This window comes from Burkholderia singularis, from assembly GCF_001718875.1.
In the GTDB taxonomy this organism is placed as follows: Bacteria; Pseudomonadota; Gammaproteobacteria; order Burkholderiales; family Burkholderiaceae; genus Burkholderia; species Burkholderia singularis.
Map to the genome: position 1 here is coordinate 1,624,015 of NZ_CP013449.1, position 20,924 is coordinate 1,644,938.

Genomic DNA, 20,924 nt, shown 5'->3' on the forward strand with positions numbered 1-20,924 from the left:
ATGAACGAAATCGACGAATTCCTGAAAAAGCATCGGATTACTGAAGTAGAAGCCATCATCCCCGACATGGCGGGCATCGCGCGCGGCAAGATCATTCCGCGCAGCAAGTTCGAAACCGGCGAATCGATGCGGCTGCCTCAAGCCGTGATGATCCAGACTGTCACCGGCGACTACCCGGAGGACGGCACGCTCACCGGCGTGACCGACCCCGACATGGTGTGCTTGCCCGACGCATCGACCATCCGCCTGATTCCGTGGGCGGTCGATCCAACCGCGCAAGTGATCCACGATTGCGTGCATTTCGATGGCACGCCCGTCGAAATCTCGCCGCGCCGCGTGCTGCGCCGCGTGCTGGAGCTGTACAAGGCGAAGGGCTGGAAGCCGGTGATCGCGCCGGAACTCGAGTTCTATCTGGTTGACATGAATAAAGATCCGGATCTGCCGCTTGCGCCGCCGGTCGGCCGCACCGGCCGGCCGGAGACGGGACGGCAATCCTATTCGATCGAGGCGGTCAACGAGTTCGACCCGCTCTTCGAGGACATCTACGAGTATTGCGAAGTACAGGACCTCGAAGTGGACACCCTGATTCACGAGGTCGGCGCCGCGCAGATGGAAATCAATTTCCTGCACGGCGATCCGCTGAACCTTGCCGACCGCGTGTTCCTCTTCAAGCGCACGGTACGCGAGGCCGCGCTGCGTCATCATATGTATGCGACGTTCATGGCCAAGCCGATGGAAAACGAGCCCGGCTCGGCAATGCACGTGCATCAAAGCATCGTCGACGAGGAAACCGGCCAGAACATCTTCACCGCGGCCGATGGCAGCCCGACCGAGATGTTCCATGCATACATCGCGGGCTTGCAAAAATACACCCCAGCGCTGATGCCGATCTTCGCGCCGTACATCAATTCATACCGGCGGCTGTCGCGCTTCATGGCCGCGCCGATCAACGTACAGTGGGGTTACGACAACCGCACCGTCGGTTTCCGGATTCCGCACTCGTCGCCGGTGTCGCGCCGTATCGAGAACCGGATCCCGGGCGTCGACTGCAATCCGTATCTGGCGATCGCCGGCACGCTCGCAGCCGGTTATCTCGGCATGACTCAGCATCTGAAGCCGACCGAGCCGCTCGTCAGCGACGGTTACAGCCTGCCGTATCAGCTCCCGCGCAATCTGGAAGAAGGTCTGACGCTGATGACATCGTGCGGGCCGCTCGCGGAAATGCTCGGCGAGAAGTTCGTGAATGCGTACCTCGCGTTGAAGGAAACGGAATACGAAGCATTTTTCCGCGTGATCAGTTCATGGGAGCGCAAGCATTTGTTGCTGCATGTCTGATCCGACGCACTGCCATATCGATACAGGAGTCAAGATGAGTTATCAATCGAACGAATCGGTGTGGGTTCGGCCCGCAGCGAACGCACGAGCCGAACAACGCACGAGCGCCGAATACCGCGCGCTGGACGCGGCACACCACCTGCACCCGTTCTCGGACATGGGCGCGCTCAACCGCGCGGGCAGCCGCGTGATCGTGAAAGCCGAGGGCGTCTATCTGTGGGATTCGGACGGCAACCGCATCATCGACGGCATGGCCGGCCTCTGGTGCGTCAACGTCGGCTACGGCCGTAAGGAACTGGCCGACGCCGCCTACCGCCAACTCCAGCAACTGCCGTTCTACAACACGTTCTTCAAGACCACCCATCCGCCCGTCATCGAGCTGTCCGCCCTGCTCGCCGACATCGCGCCGCCGTCGTTCAACCACTTCTTCTATTGCAACAGCGGCTCCGAAGGCAACGACACCGTGCTGCGCGTCGTTCATCAATACTGGCGCACGCAGAACCGGCCGCAGAAGAAATACGTGATCTCGCGCACCAACGGCTACCACGGCTCGACGATCGCCGGCGGCACGCTCGGCGGCATGGGCTACATGCACGAGCAGATGCCGTCGAAAGTCGAGCACATCGTCCATATCGACCAGCCGTACTTCTTCGGCGAGGCCGCCGACGGCCAGACGCCCGAGGCGTTCGGCCTCGAGCGCGCGCGGCAGCTCGAAGCGAAAATTCTCGAACTCGGCGCCGAAAACGTCGCCGCGTTCATCGGCGAGCCGTTCCAGGGCGCGGGCGGCGTGATCTTCCCGCCGTCGACGTACTGGCCGGAGATCGAGCGCATCTGCAAGCAATACGACGTGCTGCTCGTGGCCGACGAGGTGATCGGCGGCTTCGGGCGCACCGGCGAATGGTTCGCGCATCAGCACTTCGGCTTCACGCCCGATCTGATGACGCTCGCCAAGGGGCTGACGAGCGGCTACGTGCCGATGGGCGCGGTCGCGCTGTCGCAGCGCGTGGCCGGCGCGTTGATCGAGCACGGCGAGTTCAACCACGGGATGACGTATTCGGGGCATCCGGTCGCGGCGGCCGTCGCGATCGCGAATCTGACGCTGCTGCGCGACGCAAGGATCGTCGAGCGCGTCAAGCATGAGACAGGGCCGTACTTCCAGAAGCTGCTGCGCGAGACGTTCGCGAATCATCCGATCGTCGGCGAGATCGCCGGCACGGGATTGGTGGCGGGGCTTCAGCTCGCACGCGATCCGCTCGCGCGCAAACGCTTCGAGAACGGCGGCGAGGTGGGCACGATCTGCCGCGATTACTGCTTCAACGGCAATCTGATCATGCGCGCAACCGGCGACCGGATGCTGCTGTCGCCGCCGCTCGTCATCTCCAAGCCCGAAATCGACGAACTCGTCGAGAAGGCGAAGCGAGCGATCGATGCGACGGCCCAGCAACTGGGTTTTGCCTAACGTCATTGTCAATCGGACGGACGGCGCTCGGCGCGCCGTTCTTCCACCTTCAGTCAGGGGAACAACATGAGTGTGAGCCATCTTCGTCACGCAATCGCGCGTGCTGCGCTCGTCGCACTGGCGGGCGTCGCGTCGCTGTCGATTCCGGCCGCGCAAGCGGCCGGCGCCGAACTGAACGTCTACAACTGGTCCGACTACATCGCGAAGGACACGATCCCGAACTTCGAAAAACAAACAGGCGTGCACGTCAAGTACGACAACTACGACAGCGACGATACGCTGCAGGCGAAACTGCTCGCGGGCAGTTCGGGTTATGACATCGTCGTGCCGACGTCGAACTACATGGCCAAGCAGATTCAGGCGGGCGTCTATCAGAAGCTCGACAAATCGAAGCTGCCGAATCTGTCGAACCTCGATCCGACGCTGATGAAGATGATCGCGGAAGCCGATCCGGGCAACCAGTACGGCGTGCCTTGGGCATACGGCACCGACGGCGTCGGCTACAACGTGCAGGCGGTGAAGAAGGCACTCGGCGACAGCGCGCCCGTCGATAGCTGGGCACTCGTGCTCGACCCGGCAAACGTCTCGAAGCTCAAGAGCTGTGGCGTGTCGTTCCTCGATCAGGCCGTGGACGTATTCGCCGCGACGCTGCAATACATGGGCAAAAACCCGAACAGCACGAACCCGGCCGATTATCAGGCGGCATTCGAAGTCCTGAAAAAAGTCAGGCCTTATATCACGCAGTTCAACTCGTCTGGCTATATCAACGATCTCGCGAACAACGACGTCTGCGTCGCACTCGGCTGGTCCGGCGACGTCGGCATCGCGCGCCGCCGGACGTTGGAGGCGAAACGTTCGTATGAAATCAAATTCTCGAATCCGAAGGAAGGCGGTCTTCTTTGGTTCGACGTGATGGTGATCCCGAAGGATGCGCCGCACGCCGAGGAAGCACTGAAGTGGATCAATTACATCGAGGATCCGAAAGTCAACGCAGCGATCACGAACGAGGTGTTCTATCCCACCGCGAACCGCGCCGCGCGCCAATTCGTCATACCGGCTGTCGCTCAAGACACGACTGTCTACCCGCCGGAAGAGGTGCTCAAGAAGATGACGCTGATGCGGCCAGTGCCGGCCGATATCCTGCGCCTCGAAAACCGCCTGTGGGCGCAGTTGAAGACCGGGCATTGAGCGGCGGCGGACCGCGGCTCACGCGCCGTCCGCCCGAAACATGCAATACGGTGCCCGCGCGTTCGCCCTGAGACGCGCGGCCCGGTGAAATCCCGATCGCAGTGCTTACGCGATTCGCGACATGCGTATCGCGCGGGAAAACTCATGCCTGCGATCCCCAACGAAGGATGGCTACACCATGAAATCGACGCCTTCAATCGATACCGCGCAACTGGCGCACCCCACGGTCGCAAAGGCGGCCGGCAACGAAAATTTCGTCCGCATCGAAAACGTCGTGAAGAAATTCGGCGACAGCACCGCAGTCGACAACGTCAACCTGTCGATCGCGAAAAATGAGTTGTTCGCCCTGCTCGGCAGTTCAGGCTGCGGCAAGTCCACACTGTTGCGCATGCTCGCCGGTTTCGAGACCGCCACGTCCGGACGGATCTTTGTCGATGGCGAGGATCTCGCGACGTTGCCGCCGTACCGTCGCCCCGTCAACATGATGTTCCAGTCTTACGCGCTGTTTCCGCACATGACGGTCGAAGCGAATGTCGCGTTCGGGCTGAAACAGGAAGGCACGCCGAAGAACGAGATCCGCGAACGCGTGGCCGACGCGCTCGCGCTCGTGCAAATGGGCCGTTACGCGCAACGCAAGCCGCACCAGCTCTCCGGCGGCCAGCAGCAGCGGGTCGCGCTTGCGCGCTCGCTCGTCAAGCGGCCGAAGCTGCTGCTGCTCGACGAGCCGATGTCCGCGCTCGACAAGAAAATCCGTCAGAAAACGCAGCTCGAGCTAGTCAACATCATCGAGAAAGTCGACGTGACCTGCGTGATGGTCACGCACGATCAGGAAGAAGCGATGACGATGGCAAGCCGCCTCGCGGTCATGAGCGAGGGCCGCATCGTGCAGATCGGCACGCCGAGCGAGGTATATGAATTTCCGAACAGCCGGTTCTCCGCCGAATTCATCGGCTCGACGAATCTGTTCGAAGGCGTGGTCGTCGAGGATGAGCCGGATCACATTTTCGTCGAAAGCGAGGATCTCGAAACGCGCATGTACGTGAGCCACGGCGTGACGGGACCGCTTGGAATGCCGGTAGGCATTTCGGTGCGCCCGGAGCATGTGCGCGTATCGCACGAGCGCCCCGGCACGCCGCACAACTGGGCGCGCGGCGTGGTTACCGACGTCGCGTACATGGGCAGCTATTCGCTGTATCACGTGCGTCTGCCGAGCGGCAAGACCGTCGTGTCCAATCTGTCCAGCTCGCACCTGATGCATGACGGTGCGCCTGCCTACAACGACGACGTGTTCGTCTCCTGGTCGCCGGCAAGCGGCGTGGTGCTGACGCAATGAGAACTTCAAATCCTTCCCCGCTCGCGGCAGCTTCGTCCGCCGCCGCCTCCCGCGCGCCGTCTGCGGCCCGCACATTCGCCCAACGCCTGCTGGCGCGCTTTACGCCGTCCGGCCGAAGCGTCGTGATCGGCGTACCGTTTCTGTGGCTCGCCGTGTTCTTCGCACTGCCGTTCGTGCTGGTGCTGAAGATCAGCTTCGCCGATCAGGTGATGGGCATTCCACCCTATACCGCGCTGACGGACGTCAAGGACGGCGTCGTGCAGATCGCGTTGCGGCTCAGCCATTATGCGTTCCTGTTACGCGACAGCCTCTATATCGCAACCTACGTCAGCTCGCTGAAGATGGCCGCGGTATCGACTCTGTTCTGCCTGTTGATCGGCTATCCGATCGCGTACTACATCGCGCGCTCCGCGCCTTCGACACGCAACCTGCTGATGATGGGCGTGATGCTGCCGTTTTGGACGTCGTTCCTGATTCGCGTGTACGCATGGATCGGCATCCTAAAGGACGATGGGCTGCTGAATCACGCGCTGATCGCGCTCGGCATCATTCACACGCCGCTGCGGCTCTATCACACCGATGCGGGCGTCTACATCGGCATGGTCTATTCCTATCTGCCGTTCATGGTGATGCCGCTCTATGCGCACCTCGTGAAGATGGATCTGACGCTGCTCGAAGCCGCCTACGATCTCGGCGCGAAACCGTGGGTCGCATTCACGCAGATCACGCTGCCGCTGTCCAAGAACGGGATCATCGCGGGCAGCCTGCTCGTATTCATTCCGGCTGTCGGCGAATACGTGATTCCCGAACTGCTCGGCGGCGCCGACACGCTGATGATCGGCCGCGTGATGTGGGACGAGTTCTTCAACAACATGGACTGGCCAATGGCGTCGGCCGTGACGGTCGCAATGGTACTGCTGCTGCTCGTGCCGATGGCCGTATTCCAGTACTACCAGGTCAAGGAACTGGAGGACGCGAAATGATCAAACCCAGCAAACCGCTTTCCGCCGCTGTGCTGACGGGTGGCTTCCTGTTCCTGTATATCCCGATCATCAGCCTCGTCGTCTATTCGTTTAACGAATCGAAGCTCGTCACCGTTTGGTCCGGCTTTTCGCTCAAGTGGTACGGCGCGCTGCTTCAGGATGACGAGCTGCTCGCGAGCGCATGGCTGTCGCTGAAGGTCGCGATGATGACCGCGTTCGCATCGGTCATCATCGGCACCTGGGCGGGTTTCGTGCTCGCGCGCTTCGGCCGCTTTCGAGGCTTCACGCTATACACCGGCATGATCAATGCACCGCTCGTGATCCCCGAGGTGATCCAGGGGATCTCGCTGCTGCTGCTGTTCGTCGCGCTCGAGCAGATGCTCGGCTGGCCGAAAGGGCGCGGCATCGTGACGATCTGGATCGGCCACGTGATGCTGTGCGTGTCGTATGTCGCGATCATCGTCCAATCGCGCGTGAAAGAGCTGAACAAGTCACTCGAAGAAGCGGCGCTGGATCTCGGCGCAACGCCGCTCAAGGTGTTTTTCGTCGTCACGCTGCCGTTGATCTCGCAGGCACTGCTGTCGGGGTGGCTGTTGTCGTTCACGCTGTCGATCGACGATCTCGTGCTGTCCGCGTTCCTGTCCGGCCCCGGTTCGACGACGCTGCCGCTCGTGGTGTTCTCGCGTGTGCGCCTCGGCCTGAATCCGGAAATGAATGCGCTTGCCACGCTCTTCATCACGGCCGTCACGATCGGCGTGATCGTCGTGAACCAGGTGATGCTCAGCCGCGAGCGGCGCCGCGAGCGCGACATGCGCGAGGCGTTCGCCCAGGCCATGGCACCAGACACGGCCGACGCCGGAAGGCTGGGGGCAGGCGCGATCGCGCCACAAACAACATCGAAAAAAACACTCGGCACTGCTTGAGTTTGTCCGGCGTCCGAACGCAGGCAGACATCTTTGGCAACACGATCAATTGGAGATCCCGCATGAAAATGAAACTCATCTGCCTGCTCGTGGCCGGGTCGCTACCCGGCCTCGCGGGCGCCGCATCAACAAGCGCGCAGCTTAAAGCCATGCAAGCGCAGCTGAATGCGCTGCAGGCGCAGGTAAAGCAGCTGCAAACCGAGCTTGCGTCGCAAAAAGGCGTAACCGGCACGACGGCAACGGCAGCAACGGCGGCCGTATCGAAGCCCGTCGACGAATCGTCGCCGGATTGGGGCAAGGCACCCGCCGCGCTGACCAACGACGACGTCTCGCAAATGAAACAACAGATCGCGAACCAGCAACTGAAGGTCGATACACTGACCGATGCCGCAAACACCGGGCCGATCGCGGGCTTGTCGGTCACCGGCTATATCGATCCGACCTACATATTCAATCGCGCTGCGAGCACGTCTTCGTTCCTGTTCGCGAATCACGAAAGCAACTATAACTACTTCAACAGCACGTTCGGCGACCTGTATCTCGACATCAAGAAGACTTTCGGCGTCGGCCCGATGGCGCCGTCGGCGGAACTCACGCTGATGCCGAACCGCGGCAACGGCATCACACTGCTGCAAAACTCGCGCGGCAACATCGGCAACAACATTCTCAACACGGCGCTCGTCAATGTACCCCTCACCTCCACGACAACGCTCGTGGCGGGCCTGATACCGAGCTTTGGCGGCTACGAGGTCCAGCAGTCGAACCAGATGCTGACGCTCACGCACAACTTGCTGTACGACTTCTCGGACCCCGGCAGCTACATCGGCGTCGGCGCGAATTACACGAAAGGCAACTGGGCATGGAAATTCCTGCTCGGCAACGAGCAGTACCATACATACGGCGCGGTGACGCAAACGGGCACCAACGCGTTCGGTGATCCGATCACGACGAGCAATCGCGTGCCGACGTTCACGTCGCGCGTCGACTATACCTGGTCGAGCGCACTCGATATCGGCGGCTCATTCAACATCGGCAGGCAAACGCTCGCGAGCGCGACGACGCCGTCGGGCGCCGTCGTCTACGGCCCCGGCGGCCAGGCCGGCAGCCCATACGGCACGTTCTTCTTCGCCGAAGCGGACGCAACCTACACGCTCGCAGATATTCAGTACAACGCGGAAATCGATTACGGCCAGCAGCAGCACGCGGCGTTCAATGGCGGCAAGGCGCAGTGGTATGGCGTGTCGCTGCTCGCACACCGCAAGTTCAATCTGCCGGTAGTCGGCCGCATGGGCGCGACACTGCGCTACGACTTCCTCGCGAACAGCAAGAACGGCGGTGGCGGCGGCGGTGTCGTGCTGAACGGCAACGGGATCGACACCGCCGACGGCTTCGGCATCGATGCGAATTGCCTCGCCACATCCAAGGCGAACGGCGGGCTCGGATTCGAATGCAAGGGAGCGAACCGTCAGGACGTCGCACTCGATCTGCTGTTCTATCCGACCCAGCAAATCATCGTGAAGGTCGAATACCGGCACGACTGGGCAAACAAGAGCGTCTTCCTGAAGAACGACGGTTCGTATGGCAAATCCAACGATCTGCTGGCGACCCAGTTCATCTATTCGTTCTGACGCCCGTTGCCAGCGGGGGCGTGCCCCGCTGGCTGTGTTTCCCGGGATGTTTTCCGAAAAGCACGCACCGCGCACCGCCCGTCGCGGTGCGACAATATCATTCCTTGAAGCCGCGCCCTTCCGATGACCAGCACTTTCGCCAGCCGCTCCGATGCACTCGTTCGCCGCTCGTACTACGAGGCCACGGTTCAACGCCCGGCCCGGGATGATCCGGCGCTCGCCGGCGCGCTCGACGTCGACGTCTGCGTGATCGGCGCCGGCTTTGCCGGTCTGTCGACTGCGCTCGACTGTCGCGCGCATGGCATGTCGGTCGCCGTGCTCGACGCTTATCGGCCCGGATGGGGCGCATCCGGCAGAAACGGCGGCCAGATGATTACCGGCTTTGCCAAGGACGGTGAAATCGAGCGGCAGCTTGGCGCTGAAGGCGCGCGCGCCGCCTGGGCATTGTCGATCGACGGCGTCGCGCTCGTCGGCGAGCGGATCGCGCGCTACGGAATCGATTGCGATTTCACCCGCGGCTATCTGACTGTCGCGACGAAACCGCGCCGCGTCCCGGAGCTACGCGACTGGATGGAACGGGCGACATCGCACTGGGGCCACCCGTCGCTCGAATGGCTCGACGCCGGTGCGATCCGCACGCGCATCGCGTCGCCGCGCTATTTGTCCGGCGTCTATGATCCGCTGTCCGGTCACCTGCATCCGCTCAAATATTGTCTCGGCCTGGCCGACGCCGCCCGGCGCGAAGGCGCGATGCTGTTCGCGCATACGAGCGCGATCGAGATCGTGCGCGGCGCACGGCCGGTCGTGCGCACGCCAGCGGGCGAAGTGCGTTGCCGGCATGTCGTCGTATGCGGCAACGCCGGCCCCGGCGGCGTGCTGCCCGCCGCAATCGCCGCGCGCATCGCGCCGATCGCGTCGTATATCATCGCGACCGAGCCGCTCGGCCACGCGCGTGCGGACGCGCTGATCGCGCATCGCGAAGCAGTGTGCGACAACAATTTTTTCCTCGACTACTTCCGGCTGTCCGCCGACCACCGGATGCTGTTCGGCGGCCGCGCAAGCTCGGCGGGCGCTTCGCCCGACACGCTCGCCGATGCGATCCGCCAGCGGATGGTGAGCGTGTTCCCGCAGCTTGCCGACGTTCGCGTCGACTTCGCATGGGGCGGCTTCGTCGACGTGACGCGCAATCGCGCCCCCGACTTCGGCGCGATCGATTCGAACTACTACTATCTGCAGGGCTTCAGCGGGCACGGCGTCGCCCTCACCGGCATCGCGGGGCGGATGATCGCGAACGCGATCGCGGGCGATTCGCGTGCGTTCGAGCTGTTCGCGCGGCTGCGGCACCGCCGTTTCCCCGGCGGTGCCGCATGGCGTCAACCCGCGCTTGAACTCGGCATGCTGTATCACCAGGTGCGCGAGTTGCTTGCCTGATGCAACCGAGCCTTCGCCATCCCAACCGGTCTCATTTCTTTCGCCATGCTCCAGTTCGCCAACCAGCCTCACGCCGATTCGTACTACAGCGCAACCCTCAACGACACGACCTGCCACCCGCCGCTCGAAGGCTCGATCCAAGCCGACGTCTGCGTGATCGGCGCCGGCCTGACCGGCCTGTCGGCCGCGCTCGATCTCGCCGAGCGCGGCTATTCGGTGGCGGTGGTCGAGGCGTCGAAGGTCGGCTGGGCGGCGAGCGGGCGCAATGGCGGACAGTTGATCGGCGGCTACGCGTGCGACATCGATACGTTCGCGCCCTACGTGAGCAACGACGAACTCCGGCAGATCTGGAATATGGGGCTTGAGACGCTCGATATCGTCAAAACGCGCGTCGCGAAACATTCGATCGACTGCGCGCTCACGCCCGGCTATCTGAGCGCCGCGAATAAACCACGCGACGTCGATGCGCTGCGGCGCTGGCGCGACGATGCCGCGCGGCGCTTCGGCTACGACCGCCTGCGCTACGTCGAGCGGGACGAACTGCCGCACTACGTGCAATCGTCCCGCTATCTCGGCGGCCTTTTCGATCCGGATAGCGGCCACCTGCATCCATTGAACTACACGCTCGGGCTCGCGCGTGCGGCCGTTCAGAGCGGCGCGCGGATCTTCGAGAACAGCTGCGTGACGCGCATCTCGGACGAGTACGGCGACCATGTCGTATCGACTGCACGCGGCGCCGTGCGCGCGAAGTTCGTGGTGCTCGGCTGCAACGTATTTCTCGGCGCACTCGCGCCATCGCTCGCGCGCAAGATCATGCCCGTCGGCACCTACGTCATCGCGACCGAGCCGCTCGGCGAAGCGCGTGCAAGCGCGCTGATGCCGGCGCGGGCGGCGGTCTGCGACAGCCGGTTCGTGCTCGATTATTTTCGTCCGAGTTCCGATACGCGGCTTCTTTGGGGCGGCAAGGTCAGCTATTCGACGCTCGAGCCGCACAACCTCGGCCAAGCAATGCGCAAGGACATGCTGAAAACGTTTCCGCAGCTCGCCGACGTGAAGATCGAACATGCGTGGGGCGGCTTCGTGGACATTACGATGAATCGCGCGCCGCATTTCGGCCGGCTGTCGCCAACCGTCTATTTCGCCCAAGGTTTCTCCGGCCATGGTGTCAATACGACTGGACTCGCCGGCAAGCTGATCGCCGAAGCAATCGACGGGCAGGCTGCGCGCTTCGATCTGTTCGCGAAGATCCGCCATCGCGACTTCCCTGGCGGCGCGGCGTTCAGAACGCCCGCGCTCGTGCTGGCGATGGCATGGTATCGGATGCGTGACTGGATTTGACGCAAAACGGCGCCCCGCTCAATCGATAATAGGGATGCCGTAATAACCGGCGCGCACCCCATACCCGCTCCCGACAGCAAGAATAAAGCCGCTGTTTCGGAATTGAACAATCCGGATGAGAAATCTTTCCTATGTCTTTGTAATTGCTAACCTAACGACCGGTTACTATAATCGTTTCAAAGCTCGGTTCGACAAATGGGGCCCCATGGAAACGACTCCGTTTTCCGCATTGAAAGCACTATGCGGATTCATCCTTCGCACGTCGAAACGGGCAGCATTGCCGGTCGCCGCGGCGTCCGCGCTCGTTATTTCGCCGCTTGCCGCACACGCCGGCCCGTCAGGAACCAAGCATCGTCCGGCCGCGTCCGCACGAGGCAAAACACCGGCCAACGTATCGGCCAACGCATCGATCAGGAAAGCCAGTTTTCATCGCGAACCCGGCCATCCGGTGCCGGCACATGCGCTCGCAACCACGCCACCCGCCGCCCGCCATTCGAATGCACGGCATGACAAGCCAACAGGCACCGTCCGCCGGGCCGCATTCACGCCGCGCCATGCGCTGGCCGCCCGCCCGTTCGATTCGGAGGACGAATCGCTGCCGTTCGGTCTGCATTCGAACATCGTCTACATGATCGATCAGAGCACCGGCGAAGCGCTGTTCGACAAGAATTCACAGACGGTCACGCCGATCGCGTCGATCACGAAGCTGATGACCGCCATGGTCGTGCTCGATTCGAAAGCGCCGCTCGACGAGTTACTCGAAGTCACCGACGACGATCGCGATCAGGAAAAATTCACGAGTTCGCGCCTGTCGATCGGCTCGACGCTGACCCGCAACGACATGCTGCACATTGCGCTGATGGCCTCGGAAAATCGGGCGGCCGCGGCGCTGTCGCGCTACTATCCCGGCGGCCGCGAAGCGTTCATCGACGCGATGAACCGCAAGGCCCGCGAGCTGGGCATGGTCGACACGCACTTCGAGAATCCGGCCGGCCTGTCGAAATACAACGTATCGACCGCGCGGGATCTGGCAAAAATGGTCAATGCGGCCTACCAGTATCCGTTGATCCGCCAGTATTCGACTGATGTCGACTACGAAGTGGACACCGGCCAAGGCGTGCTCTACTACCGCAGCACGAATGCGCTGGTGCGTGACGGCGACTGGGACATCGGCGTGCAGAAGACGGGCTACATCAAGGAATCGGGCATCTGCCTCGTCATGCAGACGACGATCGACAACCGCCCGGTCGTGATGGTGCTGCTCGATTCCGGCCGCCGGCATGCCGATTTCTTCGATGCCGCGCGACTGCGCACGATGCTGACGTCGGGCACCCTTCCTGTTGCGACGCAAGCCGACGCATCGGCAGGCGGCGGCTGAACGCGGCCGCCCTCGAGCGGCGTCTGCGCTGCGCTCAGGCCGCAGCCTGATTCAGAAACGGGGCGATGTTCGCGATCGCGCGCGATACGTAATCGTCCTTCTCGCCCACTGGCGCGACATAGTGAATCGCCTGTTGTGCCTCGTCGAGCCCTTCGACGCGCGCAATCATCCATGCCGCAAGGTAATGGGACGCCAGACAGCCACCGGCAGTCGCGACGTTGCCGCGCGCAAAGAAAGGTTGATCCAGCACCTCGACACCGGCTTCCTGCACCCACGGCTTCGTCGTTAGATCAGTACACGCCGGCACGCCGTCGAGCAACCCGAGCTTCGCGAGAATCAGCGTGCCGGAACACTGCGCCCCCAGGAGTTGACGCGACGCATCGAGCCGCAATTGCCCGATCAGTTCGGCATCGGCGGCCACTTGCCGCGTTCGCACGCCACTGCCGACGATCACTGCATCGGCGTGGCAAGCATCGGCAAGCGATGCCTGCGCTTCGATCGTCACGCCGTTCATCGACGTGATTCTTGCAGCAGGGCTCGCGATCGACACGCGCCAGCCCGGCTTCTTCACGCGGTTGAGGATACCGAGCGCGATAAACGAATCGAGTTCGTTGAAGCCGTCGAACGTCAGGATAGCGATATGCATGGGGACATGCCTTATGTATTTTTGCCAGCGAAATAACAAGCGGGAAACCGGGTGCGGTGTGTTTCGCATTATCGCGTGCTAGCGCAGCGTTATCCTGCGGCAACCCTGCGCCAAACAGGGGGAATTCGCTCGGACAACCATCTTATCGGCGATAGTTCGGCTGGATGGCATCCGCCTGAGCGCGCGCAGCCGCGTCCGCCGCAGGCAACGTGCGATTCGGGCCGCGTCGACATACCCGCAGCGCCGACGCTCCCGGCTCGGCGCTGCCCGGCAGCGATCGCACCACAACATGCGGCAGCCGCGATAGCCGCACTGTGCTGAACCCGCGTCTTCCGTCAACCTCATTCGCCAAGAACACCAAGCATGGACGCCACACTCGCTCACGATCTCGCCGGCATCGAAAACGTCCTGTCGCGAACGCTCGCGCATGCGCTCGACGTGCTCGAGCGCCTCGACGAACGGCCTGCGGCGCTCGCCCCATCGCCTGTCGCGCCGGCGCCGCTGCCGGAACATGGCCTCGGCTTCGACGCCGCGCTCGACGATTTCCTGACACGCTGGGCACCCGGCTTTTCCGGCAGCGCCGGCGCACGCTACCTAGGCTTCGTGACGGGCGGCGCAACGCCAGCGGCGATTGCGGGAGATTGGCTCACAAGCGTCTACGATCAAAACCCGACCGCCGGTATCGACAGCTCGGCGCCGGACTTCGAACGCGAAACCGTCGCGCGGCTGCGCGCATTGTTCGGCCTGTCCGATGCACACCAAGGCGTGCTCGTCACCGGCGCGACCATGTCGAACCTGGTCGGCCTCGCCATCGGCCGCGAATGGCTAGGCGAACGCGCGCCGCATCCGGTGAACGTGTCGGAAGATGGCGTCGGCGCATTGCCGCCCGTGCGGGTGCTGTCGGGCACGCCGCATTCGAGCATCTACAAGGCGTTGTCGGTGCTCGGCGTCGGCCGTCGCGCGGTGCAGAAGGTTCCGACACTGAAAGACCGCGAAGCCGTCGACGTCGGCGCGTTGGAAGCGGCGCTCGCGCGCCTCGACGGTGCGCCGGCGATCGTCGTCGCGAACGCGGGCACCGTCAACACGGTCGACTACGATGCGCTGCCCGCGATCGCGGCGCTGCGTTCGCGCTACCCGTTCTGGCTGCATGTCGACGCGGCGTTCGGCGCATTCGCCGCGCTATCGCCGCAACATGCGTCGCTCGTGGAAGGGCTCGACGCAGCCGATTCGATCTGCATCGATCTGCATAAATGGCTGAACGTGCCTTATGACGCCGCCGTGCAATTCAGCCGCCGCCGCGATCTGCAAATACGCGTGTTTCAGAATAGCGCCGCCTATCTCGGCACGCCGGCCGGCAACCCGGATTTCGTCCATCTGACGCCGGAAAACTCTCGCCGGCTGCGCGCGCTGTCGAGCTGGTTCGCACTGGCCGCGTATGGCCGCGACGGGCATGCGGAAATCGTTCACCGCAATATCGCGCTCGCGCAGCGGCTCGGCCGGCTGATTGCCGGGCATCCGGGTTTCACGCTGCTCGCGCCGACGCGCGTCAACGTCGTGTGCTTCACACTCGCCGGCCAGCCCGACGAAACGCGCATCAATGCCTACGTGCGCGCGGTGCGCGACCTCGCGGACACGTTCGTCACACCAACCTTTTATGCGGGCGTCTGGGCGCTGCGCGCGGCGTTCAGCAACTGGCGCACCAATGAGCAGGATGTCGAAAGGATTTTCGAATCGCTCGTGCGCGCGCTCGGGTAACCGGCACGGCGCGTGCACCGCGCCGATGCCCCCGAACAACGGCCGCCTCGGCGCGCAACAGCCTTTCGCGATGGCCGATTCGCGTCATCGCCGCTATCATGATCGAAACCGCGTGCGGACAATCCACGCTCGCTCGGCCTGCTCCCGCCAATCGGCAACGCATCGGCAACGATGCACGACGCAAGCCGGGCGGCCCGTTGCACTGCGCCCGCGCATCGCCTTCGACCTTCCCCTCATTGCCTATGTCCACCCAATCCCCTGCGCTGAAGATCGTGTTTCTCGATCGTGCGACGTTGTCGCCGCACACCCGCCTCAAGCCGATTCCATTCCCGCATACGTTGCAGACGTTCGAGCGCACCGGGCCTGAAGAAGTGGCCGAACGGATTCGCGATGCGGACATCATCATCACGAACAAGGTCAAGCTGAGCGCGCAAGCGCTCGCGCACGCGCAACGCGCACGGATGGTCGCGATTGCGGCAACCGGCACCGACAATGTCGATCTGAGCGCCTGTGCGGCGCGCGGCATCGTCGTCAGCAACATCCGCGGCTACGCCGTGCATGCGGTGCCGGAACACACGTTCGCACTGATATTCGCGTTGCGGCGCAGCCTCGTTGCGTACCGCGATGCGGTGCGGGCCGGCCGTTGGCTGGAGTCCGGCCAGTTCTGCTTCTTCGATTTTCCGATCCGGGATCTGGCGGGCTCCACGCTGGGTATCGTCGGCGATGGCGCGCTCGGCCGCGCGGTCGCGGGCATCGGGCGCGCACTCGGGCTGCGCGTCATGTTTTCCGCCCACAAAACGCGCGGAGACGCCGACGCCGGTTACGTGCCGTTCGACACGCTGCTGCGCGACAGCGACATCATCTCGCTGCATTGCCCGCTCACGCCGGCCACCCGCCACCTGATCGACGCGGCCGCATTCGCGCGCATGGCGCGCCGGCCGTTGTTGATCAATACGGCGCGCGGCGGACTCGTCGACGAAGCGGCGCTTGCCGACGCGCTGCGATCCGGCGTAATTTCAGGCGCCGGATTCGACGTCGTCACGCAGGAACCGCTGCCGGCCGAGCATCCTTTCCAGTCGATCCTGTCGCATCCCGGCTTCATTCTGACGCCGCACGTCGCATGGGCCAGCGATGAAGCGATGCAGGCGCTCGCGGATCAGTTGATCGACAACATCGTCGCGTTTCACAACGGCCAGCCGGCGCATGTCGTCACGGCCGGCTGATGGGCCTCGAACGAGATTCGGCGTATCGTCCGGCGGGCGCTACGCCTGCTGCTGACGCAGTTCGCGGCGCAGAATCTTGCCGACCGTCGATTTCGGCAGATCGTCGACGAACACAACGTATTTCGGCACCTTGTAGGCGGCAAGCTCCTTGCGGCAATGCTCGATCACGGCCTCTTCAGTCAGGCTCGCGTCCTTGCACGGCACGACGAACAGCTTGACCGCCTCGCCCGTCTTGTCGCTTGGCACACCGATGCATGCGCACTCCGCCACGCCCGGATACGCCGCCGCCACCGCCTCGACCTCGTTCGGATAGACGTTGAATCCCGACACGATGACCATGTCCTTCACACGGTCGACGATTCGTAGAAAACCGCGTTCGTCGAATGTACCGATATCGCCCGTGCGGAAATAGCCGTCGGTCGTGAACGCCTGCCGGGTTGCCTCGGGTTGGTTCCAATAGCCGGAGAACACCTGCGGGCCTTTCACGCAGATTTCGCCGGATTCGCCGAGCGCGGCTTCGCTGCCGTCTTCTTTGATCAACTTGACGTCGGTCGACGAAAGCGGCACCCCCACCGTGCCAGTGAAGCTCGTGGCCGAAGCCGGATTGAACGAGACGACCGGGCTCGTCTCGGACAGCCCGTAGCCTTCGCGAATGAACGTGCCGGTGACCTCCTGCCAACGCGCCGACGTGGTCGGCAAGATCGCGGAGCCACCGCCGCCGGACAGCCGCAATCGCGAGAAATCGACGCTCTTGATCGCCGGCTGCATCGCAAGCGCGGCATAGAGCGTGTTGACGCCCATGAACGAGGTCATCCGCGACTGCGCAATCACGTCGATCAACGCTGGGATGTCGCGCGGATTGGCGACCAACCAATTCTCGCCGCCGATCGAGAAGTAAGTGATGAAGTTCACGGTCAGCGCAAACACATGATAAAGCGGCAGCGCGGTGACAATCACTTCGTCTTCCTCATACACGAGCCCTGCCATCATCTCGCGGAACTGCAGCGTGTTCGCCACCAGGTTGCGATGCGTCAGCGCGGTGCCCTTCGAAAGGCCGGTCGTGCCGCCCGTGTATTGCAGGAACAGCAGATCGTCCCCTGTCACGTTCGCTGGCTCGAACGCCAGTGCCGCACCTTCGGCAAGCGCTTGCACAAACGCGATCGTATCCGGCAGACGCGCATCCACTGGCGGCGACGGCAGTGCCGCCGGCGAGCCGTCGCCGACGCCCACGGTCAGAATGTGCTTGAGCCGCACCTCGCCCAGCACGTCGGCAATGACCGGGGTGCTTCCCGAAAACACGATCAGGACTTCGGCGCCCGCGTCGTTGAGTTGATGCGAGAGTTCGCGAGCCGTATACAACGGGTTCACGTTCACCTGCACCGCGCCGAGCCGCGCGATGCCCAGCAATGCGATCGGAAACGCCAGCAGGTTCGGCAGCATCACGGCAACGCGGTCGCCCTTGCGCACGCCGAGCCGCTGCTGCAGGTAAGCCGCGAGGTCGCGCGACAAACGGTCGACGTCCGCATAGGTTAGCGTTTGTCCGAACGAGCGGAATGCCGGCCGCGCCGCATACTTTCGCATCGCGTCGTCGAGCAAATGGGTCATCGAACGATAGGCGTCTGCGTCGATGGTCTCGGGAACGTTGCCGTAACTGGCCAGCCAAGGTTTCGTGCTCAACTTGCAGCTCCGTTGCTTCGAATCATGAAAGAAAGACGGGTGGGCGCCCGTGCGACGCAAGCGGCGGGGGCGCAATCAATCGGAAAAGAAACGCGTATCGACGATCCGTCAGCGCCGCCACGAAGGCACACCCGCAATGCGATCACGATACGCGAAAAAACGGTCTCAGCATTTTCCCGCGCGCGCCGCCCACGGACGGCCTGCTTGCTTGCATCGTAAGGACAATGGCGAACGGCAGCCATATCCATCCGGGCCATTTTTCTGGACAAATGCGGTCAATCGGGCCGGTACGCGGACAGTAGAATGGTCTATGTCACGCGAACCGGTAACGGCGGCATGTATCGCGCCGGCCGGATCACAAGTCAGACAAAACCTGCTCGTCGGAAAATGGGAGGCCCCATGTCAAGGATATCCAGCGCGTTGGTCGCTATCGCGCTCGTCACACCGCTGCCCGCAATGGCGCTGAATGACGGCGGTGCGGCGCAATACGATCAATGCGTCCTGCAAACACTGCGCGAAAGCCGCAACAGCGCGGCGGCGAGCCTGCTGCAAAACGCGTGTGACAAGCTGTACCGCAACGCTGCATTGCTGCTGCCGCGCGAACGCGCGTATTACGCATGTCTCGTCGATGCGCTGCCGGGCGTCAGAGACAACTTCGCGATCCAGCAAATCGTGACGGTCTGCTCCCGGCGCGGCGAAATGTGATCGCCGTTTCCGCGTCCGCGCCCGCGCTAACGCCGCAGCGCCGCCTCCAATTGCGCGCGCACGTCAGGCCGCGCGGCATACGGATCGCTCGGCGTGCGCGCATGGGCGATATCGTCCAACCGCGCTCTCACCCCGTCGAGCGCATGCGGATGCGAAAAAATATAGAAATCGCCGCGCCGCACCGCATCGAACGTCACGTCGGCGAGTTGAGCCGCCGTCACGCGCCCCGCGCTCACCGCCCGTTCCAGCAGCGTATAGGCGACCCGCTGCGAGTGCGTGCTCAACTGCGCCGCCTGGCGGCTCATCGATTCGGCAATGCCGGTCGGCACGAAAAACGGGCATAGCACCGAGCTGCGCACTTGCTGCGTGACGAGCGCGAGATCGTGATACAGCGTCTCCGACAACGACACGACCGCATGCTTCGACACGTTATACACGCCGCTGAGCGGTGTATTGACCAGCCCCGCCATCGACGCGGTGTTGACGATATGCGCACGGTAGCCGGCATCGCCACGCGCCGCGTCGAGCATTCGCGGAACGAACGCGCGTATTCCGTGAATCACGCCCCACAAATTGGCGTCGAGCACGCGGCGCCATTCGTCGGCCGACGCCTCCCAGATCAATCCGCCGCTACCGACGCCGGCATTGTTGAACAACAGATGCACCGCGCCATACGTGGCGTATGCCGCATCGGCAAGGGCCGCCACCTGCCGTTCATCGCCGACGTCGGTCCGCTGATCGACAAGCTCCGCGCGCTGCGCGCGCAATGCATCGACCGTGGCGGCGAGCGCGTCGCGATTCACGTCGGCGAGGACGAGCTTCATGCCCAGTCGCGCCGCCGTGTTCGCGAACCCCCGGCCAAGCCCGGAACCCGCTCCGGTGATGACCGCCACCTTCCCAGCCAGCTCTTCCATGTTTTCTCCTTATCGGTTCGGCGGCGCCATCGCGCCACGAATCGGTGTCCATGTTCACCCAAAGATGCACGCCCGCCATCCGGCCGGCACGGCATTCAGGACGACGAAGCCCGGCAAGCCTCGCGCCGGCGCGTTCCTGTAGAATCTCCGTTGCACCGCACCGTCCGGCATTTCACGTCCATGGGCAACCCGAAGCGCGACATCACCTCCCTGCTGCCGACTCCCGCCGAAGATCATCCGCAGTTCGTCACCGCGCTCGCCCGCGGCATGGCCGTGCTGCGCTGCTTCACGCGCGGCCAGCGATATCTCGGCAATCAGGACATCGCACAACGCACGCAGTTGCCGAAACCAACGGTCTCGCGTCTCACGTTCACGCTGACGCAGCTCGGCTATCTGCATTACTCGGCCGATCTCGAGAAATACTCGCTCGGCGTCGGCGTGCTGAATCTCGGTCATGCGTTCCTGCAAAACAACGACGTGATCGACGCTGCCCATCCGTTCCTGCTCGACTACGCGAAGCACACGCAGGCGGCGGCGATGCTCGGCGAATTCGACGGCAAGCAGATGATCCTGCTCGACATTTGCCAAGGCGACCCGCTGTTCCAATTGCGGCTCGAACCGGGATCGCGCGTGGCGCACGGCACGACCGCGCTTGGCCGTGCGCACCTCGCCGCGCTGCCGCCCGAGCTGTTCGAGCGCTACCTGGCGACGACCGAGGCCGGCTGCCCGCCGCAGCAGTGGCCCGCGCTGAAGGCGGGAATCGTTGCCGCGCGCGACGACTACGAGCGCCTGGGCTTTTGCGTGTCGTTCGGCGACTGGTCGCCCGATCTGTTCGCGGTCGGCGTGCCGATGGTGTCGGCCGACGGATCGCGCATCCTCGCCTTCAACTGCAGCGGCCGCCTGTCGACCGTCACGCGCGATCGGTTGATCGACGATTTCGGGCCGCGGCTCGTCGCGCTGCGCGACGAGGTGTTCGAACGCGTCGGCGGCCAGTTCTAGCGCGTGCGC

At 63.5% G+C, this 20,924-nt stretch carries 17 protein-coding genes; 14 read left to right on the forward strand and 3 right to left on the reverse strand.

Translation table 11 applies throughout. The features are described from left to right. The 10 genes from AQ611_RS22555 (at position 1) to AQ611_RS22600 (ending at position 12,996) form a co-directional block, all read left to right on the forward strand. Entirely contained in the window at positions 1-1,335 is a 1,335-nt protein-coding gene (locus AQ611_RS22555; RefSeq protein WP_069236124.1) for a glutamine synthetase family protein, read from the forward strand. Positions 1,336-1,369: 34 nt separating this feature from the next. Then, positions 1,370-2,794 (forward strand): aspartate aminotransferase family protein, encoded by a 1,425-nt coding sequence (locus tag AQ611_RS22560; RefSeq protein WP_069236125.1) that lies wholly within the window; start codon positions 1,370-1,372, stop codon positions 2,792-2,794. Between the two features lie 66 nt (positions 2,795-2,860). Next, on the forward strand, positions 2,861-3,982 hold the full coding sequence (locus tag AQ611_RS22565) for a polyamine ABC transporter substrate-binding protein (RefSeq protein ID WP_059518926.1): 1,122 nt from the start codon (positions 2,861-2,863) through the stop codon (positions 3,980-3,982). Positions 3,983-4,160: 178 nt separating this feature from the next. Further along, on the forward strand, positions 4,161-5,315 hold the full coding sequence (locus AQ611_RS22570; RefSeq protein WP_069236126.1) for an ABC transporter ATP-binding protein: 1,155 nt from the start codon (positions 4,161-4,163) through the stop codon (positions 5,313-5,315). Then, a complete protein-coding gene (locus AQ611_RS22575; RefSeq protein WP_069236127.1) occupies positions 5,312-6,298 on the forward strand; it encodes an ABC transporter permease subunit in 987 nt (328 codons plus the stop codon). The genes AQ611_RS22570 and AQ611_RS22575 overlap by 4 nt, the downstream gene beginning before the upstream one ends. Continuing rightward, a complete protein-coding gene (locus AQ611_RS22580; protein ID WP_059518920.1) occupies positions 6,295-7,221 on the forward strand; it encodes an ABC transporter permease subunit in 927 nt (308 codons plus the stop codon). The genes AQ611_RS22575 and AQ611_RS22580 overlap by 4 nt, the downstream gene beginning before the upstream one ends. Before the next feature lie 62 nt (positions 7,222-7,283). Further along, positions 7,284-8,849: a DUF3138 family protein gene (locus AQ611_RS22585; protein WP_069236128.1), complete on the forward strand. Its 1,566-nt coding sequence runs from the start codon at positions 7,284-7,286 to the stop codon at positions 8,847-8,849. Positions 8,850-8,972: 123 nt separating this feature from the next. Continuing rightward, complete coding sequence (locus tag AQ611_RS22590) at positions 8,973-10,280, forward strand: NAD(P)/FAD-dependent oxidoreductase (RefSeq protein ID WP_069236129.1); 1,308 nt, start codon at positions 8,973-8,975, stop codon at positions 10,278-10,280. A 45-nt stretch (positions 10,281-10,325) separates the two neighbouring features. Beyond that, the gene (locus tag AQ611_RS22595) at positions 10,326-11,618 is read left to right on the forward strand and encodes an NAD(P)/FAD-dependent oxidoreductase (RefSeq protein WP_069236130.1); all 1,293 of its coding nucleotides are present in this window, start codon (positions 10,326-10,328) and stop codon (positions 11,616-11,618) included. Positions 11,619-11,823: 205 nt separating this feature from the next. Further along, complete coding sequence (locus AQ611_RS22600) at positions 11,824-12,996, forward strand: serine hydrolase (protein ID WP_069236131.1); 1,173 nt, start codon at positions 11,824-11,826, stop codon at positions 12,994-12,996. A gap of 34 nt (positions 12,997-13,030) precedes the next feature. On the opposite strand, the gene AQ611_RS22605 is transcribed toward AQ611_RS22600, so the two are convergent. After that, positions 13,031-13,642 (reverse strand): DJ-1/PfpI family protein, encoded by a 612-nt coding sequence (locus AQ611_RS22605; protein ID WP_069236132.1) that lies wholly within the window; start codon positions 13,640-13,642, stop codon positions 13,031-13,033. A gap of 363 nt (positions 13,643-14,005) precedes the next feature. Between AQ611_RS22605 and AQ611_RS22610 the strand changes: the two genes are divergently transcribed. Then, the gene (locus tag AQ611_RS22610; protein ID WP_069236133.1) at positions 14,006-15,397 is read left to right on the forward strand and encodes a pyridoxal phosphate-dependent decarboxylase family protein; all 1,392 of its coding nucleotides are present in this window, start codon (positions 14,006-14,008) and stop codon (positions 15,395-15,397) included. Positions 15,398-15,639: 242 nt separating this feature from the next. Further along, the gene (locus tag AQ611_RS22615; protein WP_069236134.1) at positions 15,640-16,620 is read left to right on the forward strand and encodes a D-2-hydroxyacid dehydrogenase; all 981 of its coding nucleotides are present in this window, start codon (positions 15,640-15,642) and stop codon (positions 16,618-16,620) included. Between the two features lie 39 nt (positions 16,621-16,659). Here AQ611_RS22615 and AQ611_RS22620 read toward each other — a convergent pair whose 3' ends face one another. Further along, a complete protein-coding gene (locus AQ611_RS22620; RefSeq protein ID WP_069236135.1) occupies positions 16,660-18,297 on the reverse strand; it encodes an AMP-binding protein in 1,638 nt (545 codons plus the stop codon). Positions 18,298-18,696: 399 nt separating this feature from the next. On the opposite strand from AQ611_RS22620, the gene AQ611_RS22625 reads away from it, so the two are divergent. Next, the gene (locus AQ611_RS22625; protein WP_059518902.1) at positions 18,697-19,002 is read left to right on the forward strand and encodes a VF_A0006 family four-cysteine protein; all 306 of its coding nucleotides are present in this window, start codon (positions 18,697-18,699) and stop codon (positions 19,000-19,002) included. Positions 19,003-19,028: 26 nt separating this feature from the next. On the opposite strand, the gene AQ611_RS22630 is transcribed toward AQ611_RS22625, so the two are convergent. Beyond that, positions 19,029-19,916, reverse strand: coding sequence for an SDR family NAD(P)-dependent oxidoreductase (locus AQ611_RS22630; RefSeq protein ID WP_069236136.1), 888 nt, complete (start codon positions 19,914-19,916; stop codon positions 19,029-19,031). A 180-nt stretch (positions 19,917-20,096) separates the two neighbouring features. Between AQ611_RS22630 and AQ611_RS22635 the strand changes: the two genes are divergently transcribed. After that, entirely contained in the window at positions 20,097-20,915 is an 819-nt protein-coding gene (locus AQ611_RS22635; protein WP_069236137.1) for an IclR family transcriptional regulator, read from the forward strand. The last annotated feature ends 9 nt before the right edge of the window (positions 20,916-20,924 follow it).

Coding starts and splice junctions, on each gene's coding strand:
- AQ611_RS22555 (WP_069236124.1), top strand. CDS start 1: ATGAACGAAATCGACGAATTCCTGAAAAAGCATCGGATTACTGAAGTA.
- AQ611_RS22560 (WP_069236125.1), top strand. CDS start 1,370: ATGAGTTATCAATCGAACGAATCGGTGTGGGTTCGGCCCGCAGCGAAC.
- AQ611_RS22565 (WP_059518926.1), top strand. CDS start 2,861: ATGAGTGTGAGCCATCTTCGTCACGCAATCGCGCGTGCTGCGCTCGTC.
- AQ611_RS22570 (WP_069236126.1), top strand. CDS start 4,161: ATGAAATCGACGCCTTCAATCGATACCGCGCAACTGGCGCACCCCACG.
- AQ611_RS22575 (WP_069236127.1), top strand. CDS start 5,312: ATGAGAACTTCAAATCCTTCCCCGCTCGCGGCAGCTTCGTCCGCCGCC.
- AQ611_RS22580 (WP_059518920.1), top strand. CDS start 6,295: ATGATCAAACCCAGCAAACCGCTTTCCGCCGCTGTGCTGACGGGTGGC.
- AQ611_RS22585 (WP_069236128.1), top strand. CDS start 7,284: ATGAAAATGAAACTCATCTGCCTGCTCGTGGCCGGGTCGCTACCCGGC.
- AQ611_RS22590 (WP_069236129.1), top strand. CDS start 8,973: ATGACCAGCACTTTCGCCAGCCGCTCCGATGCACTCGTTCGCCGCTCG.
- AQ611_RS22595 (WP_069236130.1), top strand. CDS start 10,326: ATGCTCCAGTTCGCCAACCAGCCTCACGCCGATTCGTACTACAGCGCA.
- AQ611_RS22600 (WP_069236131.1), top strand. CDS start 11,824: ATGGAAACGACTCCGTTTTCCGCATTGAAAGCACTATGCGGATTCATC.
- AQ611_RS22605 (WP_069236132.1), bottom strand. CDS start 13,642: ATGCATATCGCTATCCTGACGTTCGACGGCTTCAACGAACTCGATTCG.
- AQ611_RS22610 (WP_069236133.1), top strand. CDS start 14,006: ATGGACGCCACACTCGCTCACGATCTCGCCGGCATCGAAAACGTCCTG.
- AQ611_RS22615 (WP_069236134.1), top strand. CDS start 15,640: ATGTCCACCCAATCCCCTGCGCTGAAGATCGTGTTTCTCGATCGTGCG.
- AQ611_RS22625 (WP_059518902.1), top strand. CDS start 18,697: ATGTCAAGGATATCCAGCGCGTTGGTCGCTATCGCGCTCGTCACACCG.
- AQ611_RS22630 (WP_069236136.1), bottom strand. CDS start 19,916: ATGGAAGAGCTGGCTGGGAAGGTGGCGGTCATCACCGGAGCGGGTTCC.
- AQ611_RS22635 (WP_069236137.1), top strand. CDS start 20,097: ATGGGCAACCCGAAGCGCGACATCACCTCCCTGCTGCCGACTCCCGCC.